This window comes from Staphylococcus marylandisciuri, from assembly GCF_025519785.1.
Taxonomy (GTDB): domain Bacteria; phylum Bacillota; class Bacilli; order Staphylococcales; family Staphylococcaceae; genus Staphylococcus; species Staphylococcus marylandisciuri.
This window is the reverse complement of sequence record NZ_JAOPKZ010000003.1, coordinates 92,687-106,994: the sequence shown is the minus strand read 5'-3', so window position 1 is coordinate 106,994 and position 14,308 is coordinate 92,687. Positions and strand designations below refer to the sequence as shown.

Genomic DNA, 14,308 nt, shown 5'->3' with positions numbered 1-14,308 from the left:
GCCCCTACTGGTGATCTAAGACCTGTAGGGGTGATAAAATATAACTGTAAATCTAGTCTATTGATAATTACTTCTAGGATGGATAAGAAGTCATAGGCAGTATTTTAGATGAATCGCTTTAACCATATTTTTGAAATGCGATTTAAATAATTCAATTTCTTTTTACACTTATATTGAAATAAATTTAATTATGTACATTATTTTCAGATTTTTTTGATTAGAGTTAAATTTACGGTTTACAGAGTGTTGACCTCTATGTATAATAAAATCATATCAAAATACTATAATTAAAGATGAGGAGCATCAATCATTAGTAAATGTTAGAATTTTCTATCTGCTAATAGCTAACATTAAAAGGGTGCGATGCCGAAATAGTGAAGTTTAGCAGAGCCTCACTATTGGACTTAATTGTTAAGAGCGATAAGTCTGTCATTATTTCTAAATAATGGAGTGCATCACTTGTATATAGATTAAGGGCAAGTTCGCATTCCGAATTTGCTCTTTTTTTATTACTGTGATTCTCCCAGTCTTGAGGAGGATGTCAAAATTGAGAAGAAGTGTCTTGAAATTTGGAGGTTCTTCGGTAAGTGATTTTCACAAAATTAAAAACATTGCTGAAATGTTGAAGCGCCGTGTCGCTGATGGGCAACAATTAATTGTAGTAGTAAGTGCTATGGGCAAAACGACTGATGAATTGATGGCTAACGTCAATCATTTAACCACGGCACCTAAAGAACAAGAGCTAGCCCTCCTATTAACTACTGGAGAACAACAAACCGTTTCTTACTTATCAATGGTACTCAATGACATCGGGGTTAAAGCTAAAGCGATGACTGGCTATCAAGCTGGAATTAAAACAGTCGGGCACCATTTAAAGAGCAGAATAGCTAACATTAAACCTGAGCTATTTGAGCGGTCATTTCAAACGAATGATGTCCTCGTGGTTGCGGGCTTCCAAGGTATAAACGATGATGATGAAATAACGACGCTTGGACGAGGTGGTTCTGATACTACGGCTGTTGCTTTAGCTGCTAGCAATCAAATACCATGTGAAATTTATACTGATGTTGAAGGTGTTTACAGCACGGACCCTCGAATATATAAAGGTGCTAAAAGATTAGAATACGTTTCCTTTGAAGAAATGATGGAAATGAGCGCCTTAGGAGCAGGTGTACTTGAAACAAGAAGTGTAGAAATTGCTAAAAATTATAATATTCCGATCTACTTAGGAAGAACATTATCTAATAAGAAAGGAACATGGATTATGACCCGGTCAGAACTATTAGAGAAGAAAGCTGTGACAGGGGTAGCGCTCGATAAGAATATGTTGCACATCACAGTTAGCCATCCCCTTCCAGATAATCACCTCTTAACTGCGTTATTTAATAAATTAGACAAAGGCTCAGTTAATGTGGATATGATATCACAGATAATTAATATTGAAGGATTACAGATGTCGTTTACGATTAAGGATTCCGATTTAGGGCAAATTAATGGTATATTAGATTCTTTATGTCAAGAGTTTAAAGCTTTAGATTATAAAATCAACGAAGAATATGTCAAAATCTCGCTTATTGGATCTGGAATGAGAGATATCTCTGGTGTAGCTTCAAAGGCATTCATTACTTTAATTGAAAACGATATACCTTTCTATCAAACGACTACCTCCGAGATCAGCATTTCTTGCGTTATAGATGCAGAACATGGTGATGAGGCTGTAGCGAGATTGTCCGAAGCATTTAATATTTGAAAAATGGAGTGTTAAAGATGACAAAATTAGCAGTTGTAGGAGCGACAGGACTAGTTGGAACTAAAATGTTAGAAACGCTCGATAGAAAAAAAGTTCCTGTAGATGAATTAGTTTTATTTTCCTCTGCACGTTCAGCAGGACAAGAAGTAGCTTTTCAAGGGCGTACTTATACAGTACAAGAATTAACAGAAGAAAGAGCACAAGAACCTTTTGATTACGTATTGATGAGTGCTGGTGGAAGTACGAGCCAACGATTTGCTCCTATTTTTGAACGAGCGGGAGCTACTGTGATTGATAACTCGAGTCAATGGCGTATGAATGAAGATATAGATTTAATTGTACCGGAAGTAAATGAACCTGAATTTAAGAGAAATATTATAGCCAACCCTAATTGCTCTACTATACAATCAGTTGTTCCTCTTAAGATTTTAGATGAACATTATGGGTTAAAAAGGGTTGCCTATACGACTTATCAAGCGGTTTCAGGCTCAGGAGTTAAAGGTAAAAGGGATTTAGAAGAGGGAGCTAACGGTAAAGAACTTGAGGCCTACCCCCACCCTATTTATAACAATGTCTTACCTCATATAGATGTCTTCTTAGAAGATGGGTACACCAAAGAAGAACAAAAAATGATCGATGAAACTAAGAAAATTCTTAATAATGAAAATCTTAAAGTGACAGCAACATGTGTGAGAGTACCTGTACAAGACAGTCATAGTGTGCACATGAGCGTGAGCTTGAAAGAAGAAGCCAGCGTAACGCGTTTACAAGAGCTATTTGAACAAGACGACCGAGTAGTACTAGTAGACAGACCGGAAAATAATGAATATCCCCTGCCGATTAATTCGACAGGTAAGGATGAAATTTTTGTTGGGCGTATTCGTCGTGATGACACGTTAGATAATACGTTCCATGTGTGGTGTACCTCTGACAACTTGCTAAAAGGTGCAGCACTTAATGCAGTACAAGTATTAGAGCAAGTCTTAGAATTAAGACAATAAGCTAAGAACTATTCTTTGTAGAAAGGAGAAATCCAAAATGACACATATATTTAATGGTGTAGGTGTAGCTTTAACTACTCCCTTTACGAATGATGAGGTGGATTATGACGCACTAGAACAACATGTTAATTATCTTCTGGAAAATAACATTCAATCTATTATCGTTAATGGTACTACTGCTGAAAGCCCGACATTGACTACTGAAGAAAAAGAAAATGTATTGCGACAAGTAGTTAGTTTAGTCGACGGTAAAGTACCTGTGATAGCTGGCACTGGAACTAATAATACTCAACAATCTATCGCAGCTTCAAAGAGAGCTAAAGAGCTAGGTGCAGATGGTCTGATGTTAATCACTCCATATTATAATAAGACCAATCAACGTGGTTTAGTTGAGCACTTTACTCAAATAGCTAATGCAGCACAACTTCCAATTGTACTTTACAATGTACCATCTCGCACGAACATGTCTATTGACCCAGAAACAGTTGAGAAGTTAAGCCACAATGAATACATTGTAGCTCTCAAAGATGCTACTAATGATTTTGATTACTTTGAAGAAGTGAAAGAACGAGTTGATACGGACAACTTCGCATTGCTTAGCGGCAATGACGATAACGTAGTAGAATTTTATAATCGTGGTGGTCACGGAGTCATCTCTGTAATTGCTAACGTTATACCTGGAGAATTTCAAGATATATACGATGCTAAACAACGGGGTGAAGATATTGAAGAGGCTTTCAAACCTATCAGTAAACTGTTAGAGGCTAATTCTGTTGATGTCAATCCTATTCCAGTTAAAGTACTGACTGCTTATAAAGGATTTGGTCAGTATGAGGTGAGATTGCCTTTAGTACCGCTACCTGAAAAAGAGCGTCAAGCGCTTGAAGCGGCATATAAAAGTTATCAAGCAGGTGATTTATAATGAAGATTCTACTCATTGGTTACGGAGCGATGAATGAACGCGTAGCAAGACTTGCCGAAGAAGCGGGACATGAAATAGTTGGACTCATCGTACCTGATCATTCGAAAACATATCCCTACCCTATCTATAACCGTATTTCTGACGCAACGGATGCTGATGTTGTCATAGATTTTTCTAACCCGGAGTTGTTACTACCCTTACTAGATGAGAACTTTGACAAACCATTAGTTGTAGCTACTACGGGTGAGAAAGAACGCATCGTTCAAAAACTTGAAGCGTTAAGCACTCAGATACCTGTCTTTTTCAGTGCTAACATGAGTTATGGTATCCATGTACTAACTAAGATATTAGAAACTGCAGTCCCTTTCTTAGAAGACTTTGATATTGAATTGACAGAGGCCCACCATAATAAAAAAGTAGATGCACCGAGTGGAACTTTAGTAAAGCTATATGATGTGATTGATCAACTGAGAAAAGATATCGAACCTGTATATGACCGTCACGAGCAAATAAACAAGCGTAGCACTAATGAGATAGGTATCCATGCGGTTCGAGGTGGCACTATAGTTGGTGAACATAATGTTCTTTTCGCAGGTACTGACGAAACGATCGAACTAACTCACAAAGCACAGTCAAAAGATATATTTGCTAATGGCGCTTTAGGAGCTGCGCAGAAACTAATTGAGAAAGAAGCAGGTTACTATACTTTCGATAACTTATAATAAATTAAGGAGATGATATAAAATGGCTCAACATTTATCGGCAGAAGAAATTATTCAATATATTAGTGATTCAAAAAAATCTACACCATTAAAAGTTTATGTGAATGGAAACTTTAAAGATCTTTCATTCCCTCATACTTTTAAAGTTTTCGGTGGCGAAGATTCAAAAGTTATTTTCTGCGAAGCAGCAGATTGGAAAGAATTCTATGACTCACATCAAGATCTTATACAAGACCTTGAGATCGAAATGGATCGTCGCAATTCGGCTATACCGCTTAAAGATTTAACTGATACGAACGCTCGTATAGAACCAGGTGCGTTCATTCGTGAACAAGCTATTATTGAGGATGGCGCAGTCGTTATGATGGGAGCGACAATCAATATCGGTGCGGTTGTTGGCGAAGGAACGATGATTGATATGAATGCAACCTTGGGCGGTAGAGCTACGACTGGTAAGAATGTTCATGTAGGTGCTGGGGCCGTGCTAGCAGGAGTTATTGAACCCCCTAGTGCATCTCCGGTAGTCATTGAGGATAATGTGCTTATCGGTGCGAATGCAGTCGTTTTAGAAGGTGTTACAGTCGGTGAAGGTGCAATTGTCGCTGCTGGAGCTATTGTTACTCAAGATGTACCGGCTGGAGCAGTAGTTGCGGGTACACCTGCTAAAGTGATCAAGCAGTCATCTGAGGTAGATGATTCTAAACGTGAGATCGTTTCAGCATTAAGAAAGTTAAATGATTAATCAACGCTAATAATTCACTATATATTTATCTTGAGCGGGACGAGTCGATTTATAGTAATCACTCATTACAGTCCCGCTCCCCTATTTATTACATTTAATCTCTCTTTAGGGAGCGGATAAATTATTAGCTAATCTATTTGCCTCCCTCCTCATACATAACTAATTTTAAAAGGAAATGATATTATGAACGAACTCGAATTCGTGACGCAACATCGACGCCATTTACACTCTTATCCAGAACTCAGTTTACATGAATTTAAGACGACTGAGTATATTATTCAATTTCTGAAATCATTAAATATTCCATTCGAAAGACCTTTAGAAACAGGCGTTATAGGCTATCTTGAAGGCAATGGCAATCACACGATCGCATTTAGAGCTGACATAGATGCATTACCTATCTTTGAAGAGAATGACATTGAGTATCGCAGTCAAATTGATAATGTTATGCACGCATGTGGTCACGATGGTCACACGACCGCTTTAATGTTGTTTGCGAAACGTTGTAGCGAGTTAAAAAAAGAGAACAAGTTGCCACAAAATGTGATATTTATATTCCAACCTGCAGAGGAAACTGGTGGCGGCGCTAATCGTCTCATCAAAGCTGGTGCATTTAATTCTTATGATATCGAGGCTATCTTTGGAGTGCACGTGATGCCATTCGTTGACGAAGGTACTGTCGCTTTACGTGATGAAGAAATTACAGCAAGTGCGACAGAATATCGATTCTTTTTGAAGGGTCTATCTAGTCATGTAGCTAATAAAGAACAGGGGCATTCTGCTGGTGAAGCGCTTCAACACATTCTTGCTCAAGTATCACAAATTCAACAATTTCATTTGAACGGTTTAAAGCGCAATATCGTGCATATGGGACGTTTTGAAGCAGGTGAAGCAATTAACACAGTACCTAGTCATGGATACTTAGAAGGCACAATACGAACTTATGATGCCAACGATCTAGAAACTGTTAAAGAACAAATGGAAAAGATTGCGGCAAGTGTAAAGCTTTTATTTAACGTAAATTGTGAAGTGAAATTTGAAGAAGGTTACCCCCCTACTTATAACGCAGTTCAATTAAGAAAACACGTTACAGAAGCACTAGATAATGCTCGCTTTAATATTGAGGAAAAGCGTACCCCCTATTTATTTGGGGAAGACTTTAGTTTCTACAGCCAACTCGCTCCTAGCTACTTCGTCTTTGTAGGCACGCGCGATGAAAGTAAGGGATTTGTAACAGGTCTTCATACCTCTACATTGAACTTTAGCGAAGAGGTATTGATTCGCATAGCTGACTATTATGAACAATTACTATTTGGGTATGAAAAGGTGGTTTCAAAATGACAGCAGTTTGGTCACTAGATCGGGAAACTTTTATCAAAAATGCACGGACAGTTAAAGGTCATAATCCTCTCATGGCTGTGGTGAAAAACAACGCTTACCATTATGGGTTAGATTTTGCCGTTAAAGCTTTTCAAGAAGCGGGTATTCAGCACTTTAGTACTACATCTTTACATGAAGCCAAACGCATTAGAGAGCTCTGCCCTGAGGCAACTATATTTTTAATGAATGCTGTGTATGACTTCGATGCTGTAAGAGAGTATAGAATACAAATGACATTACCTTCACTCGAATATTATTATAGATATAAAAACGACTTACAAGGTATCCAAGTACATATAGAATATGAGAATTTACTTCATCGTTCTGGCTTTAGAACATTAGACGCAATTAGAGAGATGTTAATAGATCACGCTAATAATAGTAAAGAGAAGATGATTATTACGGGGCTCTGGACACATTTTGGTTATGCTGATGAATTCGAGGTAGAAGAATATAATATAGAGCGCCAAGCGTGGATATCTATCGTGGAAGAACTGTTAAGTGAAGGTTATCACTTCGGCATGATTCATGCGCAAAATAGTGCGAGTTACTATAGAGAAGATGGTCTCCTCCCCTATCATACTCATGCAAGGATAGGAATTGCATTGTATGGTTCACGCCCTTATAACTTTTTAGATGAAGAGAAGATCACGCAATCTTTAACAGTTAAGGCTCAGGTCATACAAGTGAGAGAAGTTAATAAAGGAGACTATTGTGGTTATAGTTTTGCTTTTCAAGCACAACACGATCACACTTTACTCGCTGTTGTTGATATAGGCTATGGTGATGGTTTATTAAAGTCTCGAGCTCAACATGAAGCTTTAATTAATGGTAAACGTTACCCGATTCGTGCTTTAATGATGAGTCATATGTTTGTGGAAGTAGATGAGTCAGTCAATGCAGAAGACGAAGTTATACTATATAATAATGATATCAGAGTAGATGAATTTACATTTAAAGGTGTGGGCGCTAATTCAGAACAACTCAGTGCGCTTAACCACCATTCACTTATAAAGGAGATACGATAATATATGTCTGTTCAATATAATGATTTTGGCGAATTAACTATGGGAGGTACAAGTTTAAAGACGCTTGCTCAAAGCCTTGGTACACCTGCTTTTGTCTATGATGAGGACGAAATACGCCATCAAATGCGTCGTTACCATGAAGCGTTTAAGAAAAGTGGTTTAAACTATAATATCTCTTATGCCTCCAAAGCCTTTACTTGTATACAGATGGTTAAATTGGTAGAAGAGGAAGAGTTACAATTAGATGTTGTTTCAGAAGGAGAACTGTATACTGCCCTAGCAGCTGGAATCGATCCATCACGCATTCATTTTCACGGTAATAACAAAACGAAAAAAGAAATTCAGTATGCCTTAGAGAACAAGGTGGGTTACTTTGTAATAGATACTCTTGAAGAAATTGATCTCATCAATAAGTATGCTAGTGAATCTGTAGATGTCGTCGTGCGTCTCAACCCAGGTGTTGAAGCGCATACCCATGAATTCATCCAAACTGGTCAAGAAGATAGTAAATTCGGCTTATCAATTAAACACGGTTTAGCTAAGGAAGCTATCGATCAAATACATGAAAGTGATAAACTTAATCTTAAAGGCGTGCATTTTCACATAGGTTCCCAAATCGAAGGTACTGAAGCTATGATAGAGACAGCTAAGTTAGTTATTCGCTGGTTAAGTGATAATGATATCAACGTTTCTTTAATCAATTTGGGAGGTGGTTTCAGTATTAAATATACTGAAAATGATACTAGCTTCCCTATTGAAGAAGGGATTAAAAAAATAACTGATGCAATTAAGCAAATTTCTAAAGAAGCTGATTATCCTGTACCAGAAATAGGTGTTGAGCCAGGTCGTTCGATTGTCGGTGAAGCTGGAATAACTTTATATGAAGTCGGTACAATAAAAGAGATACCGGGAGTTAATAAATATGTTGCAGTAGATGGGGGTATGAGTGAACATATCCGTACAGCTCTTTACGGTGCAGAATATGAGGCATTATTAGTAAACCGTCAGGAAGAAGCGGATGAAACAGTGACAGTAGCTGGCAAGCTTTGCGAATCAGGAGATATAATTATAAAAAATGCTAAACTACCTTCATCTATCAAGAGAGGAGATTACCTCGCAATTCTTTCGACTGGAGCTTACCATTATTCTATGGCGTCGAATTACAATCAAATGCAGAAACCACCTGTGTACTTCTTAAAGGATGGTAAGGCAAGAGAAGTGATTAAACGTCAATCGCTTCGTCAACTTATCATTAATGATACAAAATAGAAAGCGAGAAAATGGAATTATAGAGTATACAAGAGGTCGGGGCACAAGCGTTTAGGATTTGAACAGCGAGTTGGGGCGGTCCAATAAAAGCGAAGCCGAAGACTGGGATATAAATCCTAAAAAAATAGCACTCAGATGATTTAATTCATTTCATCTGAGTGCTTCTTCATATTCCGTACTTCGTATTATTGGCTCGCTTTCCTAGGGTGCCGTCTCAGCATCTTGGCAGTAGATGACTGATTTGAAAATGCGCTTGTATCAAGCTTTTTTCAATTCTAGTCATCTTTGCCGGGGCGGGACTACGAAATCTTTTTTGTTTAAATTAGATTTCTGTCCCGCTCCCTTCAACATCTCGGCAGTAGATGACTGATTTGAAAACGCGCTTGTATCAAGCTTTTTTCAATTCTAGTCATCTTTGCCGAGGCGGGACTACGAAATCTTATTATTCAAATTAGGTTTCTGTCTCACTCCCGAATCGTGAGAAGTTTCTGTTGACAATCCTACTTTTGGCACAATGTTACTTGATTTCCCGGAGCACAAAGACTTTATGTCTCAACCTCGTATACAAAAAAAGAACCTGTTGCCAGGTTCTTTTTTGTGTCAATTGTGTATTAATCTATAAATTATAGTTTAACAACGTTTGCAGCTTGTGGGCCACGGTCGCCTTCAACTACTTCAAATTCAACTGATTGACCTTCTTCTAATGATTTGTATCCTTCTTGGTTAATTGCAGAGAAGTGTACGAATACGTCGTTTTCACCTTCTACTTCGATAAAACCAAAACCTTTTTCAGCGTTAAACCATTTAACTGTACCTTGTTTCATATCTGTGAAACCTCCAAGACTAAAATTCAATCAATATGCGTTATTCGCATATTACAAAAAATACGGTTTCACAGTCAAACTGATATTACAATATTCTTTGCAATATGGAATAATTATATTGCTTGATTACCAGTATACGTTAAAGAAAGGTAAATTGCAATACAATTATCAAAAAAGGGTTTATTCTAAAATGGGTAGATTATAAAATACCTCATTATTATTTAATACTATGAAACTATAAAAGATTTGTAAGTCTTCCCCACAATCCTCGCAGAAACCGAGGTCACAGTTATTGTAGAAAGCATAAATATTATACTTCCCCACCACATAATTGTCATAATATGATTTCGCATCGTCTATTAGTTTTTGATAAGCTTCCAACATTTTTTCATATGTATGATACTGATGACAATCTGTTATGCAATCTGTCCAGTCACTAAAAAGCCACCAACCTTCATAATCAGCTCTGATCTTTGTAACTGTCCACATTTAATAATTCATCCTTTCAGTTATATGCCGTAAATCTCGTTATTCATGAGAGTAAATTTTTAATTTCAGTCAGTATCTTTACTGATACGTAAGCGTATCTCTTTTGTCAACTTAGGATTAGTATCAAGTTAAATTTATTTGAATTATGAATTATCCTTTGTATTATTACTGCTTCTCAGTAACATGCTAACTATAATATTTTGAAGCTTTATAAATCAAGTTTTATGACTCATACTTTTGACCGATGTGAGTATAAGATTATAAGTTAAATATTAGTTTTGCACTTTAAAATTTCGTATAATAATTATATGAGGTGATTGAAATGGAACGTAAACATATGAAAGTTTATGGCACTGTTCAAGGAGTTGGTTTTCGTTATTATACGCAAAAGATAGCTAAAAAGTATAGTCTCGTTGGAACAGTCCAAAACGTTGAAGATTATGTAGAGATATATGCTCAAGGAGAGGCGCAAAGTTTAGAGCAATTCATAAATGAAGTGAAAAACGGTGCGTCTCCTGCTTCTAAAGTTGAATCATATGATGTCGAAGATGTTGACGTAGATCATAGCTTACAAAAATTCAAGACAATATAAAGGAAGAGGACTATTGAGATATAACATTTCACGTATTTTGGGTATGATGCTTGCATTTCCAGTTGCATTCATTGCGTGTGCTATAAGTATTTTCTCATTAAATATTGATTATATTTTTGATGTACTTATCTCCATCGCCACTTTTGGAATAGTTTATTTCCCTACTCAGCGATTATCTTCGAGAAAATATTTAAGAGAGATAGGTTTATCTCGAAGAGACTATCGTTATGTACGACACCAATTAAATGATGCTAATGATAAAATTCGACGCATATTTAAAGCATTTATCAATGTTAGATCTATTAAGGATTTTAAACAGGTGAGTGAGATATATCGTATATCACGGGCTATTTACTTTGCTGTTAAACAGCAACCATCAAGATTCTTCATTGTAGAAGGATTTTTCTACTCTCATGTAGAAAATGCTTTAAATTTAATAGAAGCTTATACACGTCTAACTAAGTCTCCTAAAAAAACTAAGGATGTAAAGCAGCAATTAGTCCAAACTAGAATTACACTCGATGAAGTTAAACGTACGTTAATTGCAGATTTAAGAAGAATAAATGATGAAGATTATAGAGCACTCGATATAGAGATGGAAGTTAATCGCATGGAGCAAAAACGTTATAATAATAAGAATGGAGCGTAGTATATGCCAAATTACAATGATATAACGAATTCACATCCTTTAGATCATTTTCTAGAAGATGAAAATCCACTATCATCAGATAAATTTGCTCAAACTCATCATTTTTCAGCGGAAGATAAGAAGCGTATTGAACAGCTCTCTAATGATATAACACCGATGGATCATGATTCGTTACTCAACTTTGGTGCAGAAGCGCAAACTGATATGTCTAACTTTTCACATCATATCTTAAATGAAGTTAAAACGAGTGATGTCGGGCCAGTTGGAGATTCTTTAAACGGATTAATGAAAAAGTTAAAATCAGTTAATCCAGAAGATCTCAATGCTGAAAATCAATCAAAGTTAAAGCGACTGTTTAAAAGAACTAAAGCATCCGTTAACGAGATTGTTTCTCGAATGCAATCTGTCGGGACTCAAATAGATCGTATTGCTATAGAGTTAGATAAGCATAAAGGTAACTTGAAAAAAGATATTGGGTTGTTGGATGACCTATATGATCTAAATAAAAAGTATTTTGACGAACTTTCGTTATTTATTGCCGCTGCGCAACAGAAGCAAAGAGAGATAGATCAAACTACCCTTCCGGATCTGCGCCATAAAGCTCAAGCTTCTGGCAATCAAATGGATATTCAACATGTTGCAGATGTAGAACAATTCTCCGAACGCTTAAGCAAGCGTATTTACGATTTACAATTATCTAGGCAGATTGCGCTTCAAACAGCGCCGCAAATACGAATGATTCAAAATGTAAATCAAGCGCTCGCTGAAAAAATTCAAAGTTCTATTTTAACGAGCATACCCCTTTGGAAGAATCAAATGTCTATAGCGCTCACCTTGATGCGACAACGCAATGCAGTCTCTGCTCAAAAAGCAGTTACTGATACAACGAATGATCTCTTGAGAACAAATGCTTCAATGCTCAAGCAAAATGCTGTTGATACGGCACGTGAAAACGAGCGCGGAGTAGTTGATTTAGATACGCTCAAGACGACACAAAAAGACATCATCGAAACTGTTGAGCAGACCCTTCAAATTCAAGCGGAAGGACGAGCGAAACGCCAACAAGCGGAAAAAGAACTCGTTGGATTAGAAAACGAGTTAAAACAACATTTACTTGCTTCTAGAAATGGAAGTCCCGAAAATTAAATATTTATTCAAATACTGTTTGTGAGTTCTATAAGTCATACCAATTTATAATAGCTGAGATACCTTATTAAGTTGATTATATTTTCAATATAAAATTGAATCATTAGATACTAGTAACAAAAATAAACTCCCTTCAAAAGTTACATTAAGCCAATGTTATTTTGAAGGGAGTTTTTTAATATTAGTGTTTATCGGTGTTATGAGGGGAGCGGGACATAATGGTCTTTGACTAGAGAGAAAGAGGCTGGGACATAAATCCCAGCCTCTTCAACATTTCGGCAGTAGATGACTGATTTGAAAACGCGCTTGTATCAAGCTTTTTTCAATTCTAGTCATCCTTGCCGGGGCGGGACTACGAAATCTTTTTATTCAAATTAGATTTCTGTCCCGCTCCCCTCTCACTTCACAACCTTACTCTTTGTCGTAGTGAACAGGTTGTTCTCTTATAAAGATTGAAATAATATAGCCTATCACTACTGCTAATATCGCTATGGGCAACCACTCTAATGAGTATTGTTTTAAGGGTAAATAATCTATAACTTTTATTGTCAACCAGCCTTCTGAATGTATTACACTGATAATTGAAACTACGCCGACTATGAGCAAAGTAAAGCGTTGTACAAATGGTTTAGTCGGTATCAGTCTAGCAATAGGTATTAATAGAACAACCGTTATTGCTAACGGGTAAATAATCATCAGGACGGGTTCAGACATTTTGATAACCGAGTTGAGCCCTAAGTTAGCAAGTATAAAACCTAACAGCGTAAATATAAGTACATACGATTTATATGAAATAAACGGCATGATGCGATGAAAATATTCAGAAACAGATACTGTTAAACCACAGCCGGTAGTTAAGCAAGCTAATGCTACTATAATACCTAATAAGTATTTACCGAACACGCCAAAGCCGTTCGTTGCCATCGTAGTTAGCAAATAAGTGCCGATATTTTGATCTTTAGAATTTAATTCTTTAAGTTGAGAAGGCGATACTTCCATATGATTGCCGATGTAACCGATACAAATGTATATAAAGATTAGACCTACGGCAGCCATTAAACCTGCTATAGCTGTTTGTTTAAATATATTGTCTGCATGTTTGACACCAGTAGCTTTTACGGCGTTAACTACTATCATTGAGAACGCTAATGCTGCTATAGCATCCATAGTCAAGTAACCCTCTGTAAATCCTTTGGAAAAACCTGCAATATTTGAAACATAATCACTGCTAGGTTGACTATGCGTATTACTTCCAAAGTCAATAAATCCTTTAATAATAAGCGCTACTATGGTGATTAATAACAGCGGAGTAAGTAAAGCCCCTACTCTATCTACCATCTTATTAGGGTTAAGACATAAATAAAGCACTACAAGAAAATATATGATAGTAAATATAAATAATGCAATATTACTATTAGTATGCGTTATAGGAGTCACCGTCATCTCAAATGAGGTAGAAGCTGTTCTTGGTATAGCAAAAAGTGGGCCGATAGTTAAGTAAATAACTATGAGAAATCCCACTGAAAATTTAGGTGATATCTTATTGAGGGCTCCTATGTAACCTTGTTTATCAATGGCCCCTATTATAACTGCTAGTAACGGTAAACCGATACCAGTAAGAGCGAATGCTGTGATTGAAGGCCAAAAATAAGGGCCACTATTTAGACCTAATTGAGGAGGAAATATAAGATTACCCGCCCCAAAAAACATTGCAAATAATGTAAAACCTATAATCCATGTATTCTTATTCATGCAAGAACTCCTTCTATCGAAACCATTTAGAATATTTCATAT

General features: G+C 36.6%; 14 protein-coding genes and 1 riboswitch. Of the genes, 11 read left to right on the top strand and 3 right to left on the bottom strand.

The genetic code is table 11. The features are described from left to right. Positions 1-285: 285 nt before the first annotated feature. Positions 286-464: riboswitch (Lysine riboswitch) on the top strand. An 83-nt stretch (positions 465-547) separates the two neighbouring features. From N9R04_RS02450 to lysA, 8 genes are all read left to right on the top strand, one after another. After that, complete coding sequence (locus N9R04_RS02450) at positions 548-1,750, top strand: aspartate kinase (protein WP_262854921.1); 1,203 nt, start codon at positions 548-550, stop codon at positions 1,748-1,750. Between the two features lie 17 nt (positions 1,751-1,767). Beyond that, the gene (locus N9R04_RS02445; protein WP_262854920.1) at positions 1,768-2,751 is read left to right on the top strand and encodes an aspartate-semialdehyde dehydrogenase; all 984 of its coding nucleotides are present in this window, start codon (positions 1,768-1,770) and stop codon (positions 2,749-2,751) included. A 37-nt stretch (positions 2,752-2,788) separates the two neighbouring features. Next, positions 2,789-3,673, top strand: coding sequence for a 4-hydroxy-tetrahydrodipicolinate synthase (gene dapA / locus N9R04_RS02440; protein ID WP_262854915.1), 885 nt, complete (start codon positions 2,789-2,791; stop codon positions 3,671-3,673). Next, on the top strand, positions 3,673-4,395 hold the full coding sequence (gene dapB, locus N9R04_RS02435; RefSeq protein WP_262854909.1) for a 4-hydroxy-tetrahydrodipicolinate reductase: 723 nt from the start codon (positions 3,673-3,675) through the stop codon (positions 4,393-4,395). Before dapA ends, dapB begins: the two co-directional genes overlap by 1 nt. A 22-nt stretch (positions 4,396-4,417) precedes the next feature. Continuing rightward, entirely contained in the window at positions 4,418-5,137 is a 720-nt protein-coding gene (gene dapD, locus N9R04_RS02430; protein ID WP_262854894.1) for a 2,3,4,5-tetrahydropyridine-2,6-dicarboxylate N-acetyltransferase, read from the top strand. 183 nt (positions 5,138-5,320) lie between these two features. Then, positions 5,321-6,478, top strand: a complete 1,158-nt coding sequence (locus N9R04_RS02425) for a M20 metallopeptidase family protein (RefSeq protein WP_262854888.1) — start codon at positions 5,321-5,323, stop codon at positions 6,476-6,478. Next, the gene (locus N9R04_RS02420; protein ID WP_262854882.1) at positions 6,475-7,545 is read left to right on the top strand and encodes an alanine racemase; all 1,071 of its coding nucleotides are present in this window, start codon (positions 6,475-6,477) and stop codon (positions 7,543-7,545) included. The genes N9R04_RS02425 and N9R04_RS02420 overlap by 4 nt, the downstream gene beginning before the upstream one ends. Before the next feature lie 3 nt (positions 7,546-7,548). Further along, positions 7,549-8,814, top strand: coding sequence for a diaminopimelate decarboxylase (lysA, locus tag N9R04_RS02415; RefSeq protein ID WP_262854875.1), 1,266 nt, complete (start codon positions 7,549-7,551; stop codon positions 8,812-8,814). A gap of 623 nt (positions 8,815-9,437) precedes the next feature. Here lysA and cspA read toward each other — a convergent pair. Then, the gene (cspA, locus tag N9R04_RS02410; RefSeq protein WP_001831260.1) at positions 9,438-9,638 is read right to left on the bottom strand and encodes a cold shock protein CspA; all 201 of its coding nucleotides are present in this window, start codon (positions 9,636-9,638) and stop codon (positions 9,438-9,440) included. A gap of 180 nt (positions 9,639-9,818) precedes the next feature. Further along, positions 9,819-10,127 carry a regulatory protein MsaA gene (msaA, locus tag N9R04_RS02405; RefSeq protein ID WP_262854864.1) on the bottom strand — a complete coding sequence of 103 codons (309 nt, stop codon included), beginning with the start codon at positions 10,125-10,127 and terminating at the stop codon, positions 9,819-9,821. Positions 10,128-10,449: 322 nt separating this feature from the next. Here msaA and N9R04_RS02400 point away from each other — a divergent pair, with 322 nt between their 5' ends. Genes N9R04_RS02400 through N9R04_RS02390 form a run of 3 tightly spaced genes read left to right on the top strand, consistent with a single transcriptional unit; the run spans position 10,450 to position 12,514 of the window. After that, the gene (locus N9R04_RS02400; protein ID WP_262854851.1) at positions 10,450-10,719 is read left to right on the top strand and encodes an acylphosphatase; all 270 of its coding nucleotides are present in this window, start codon (positions 10,450-10,452) and stop codon (positions 10,717-10,719) included. Between the two features lie 13 nt (positions 10,720-10,732). After that, positions 10,733-11,368 carry a 5-bromo-4-chloroindolyl phosphate hydrolysis family protein gene (locus N9R04_RS02395; protein ID WP_262854847.1) on the top strand — a complete coding sequence of 212 codons (636 nt, stop codon included), beginning with the start codon at positions 10,733-10,735 and terminating at the stop codon, positions 11,366-11,368. A 3-nt stretch (positions 11,369-11,371) separates the two neighbouring features. Further along, positions 11,372-12,514, top strand: a complete 1,143-nt coding sequence (locus N9R04_RS02390) for a toxic anion resistance protein (RefSeq protein ID WP_262854842.1) — start codon at positions 11,372-11,374, stop codon at positions 12,512-12,514. Positions 12,515-12,925: 411 nt separating this feature from the next. On the opposite strand, the gene brnQ3 is transcribed toward N9R04_RS02390, so the two are convergent. Beyond that, positions 12,926-14,266 carry a branched-chain amino acid-like transporter carrier protein BrnQ3 gene (brnQ3, locus tag N9R04_RS02385; RefSeq protein ID WP_262854837.1) on the bottom strand — a complete coding sequence of 447 codons (1,341 nt, stop codon included), beginning with the start codon at positions 14,264-14,266 and terminating at the stop codon, positions 12,926-12,928. Positions 14,267-14,308 lie beyond the last annotated feature (42 nt).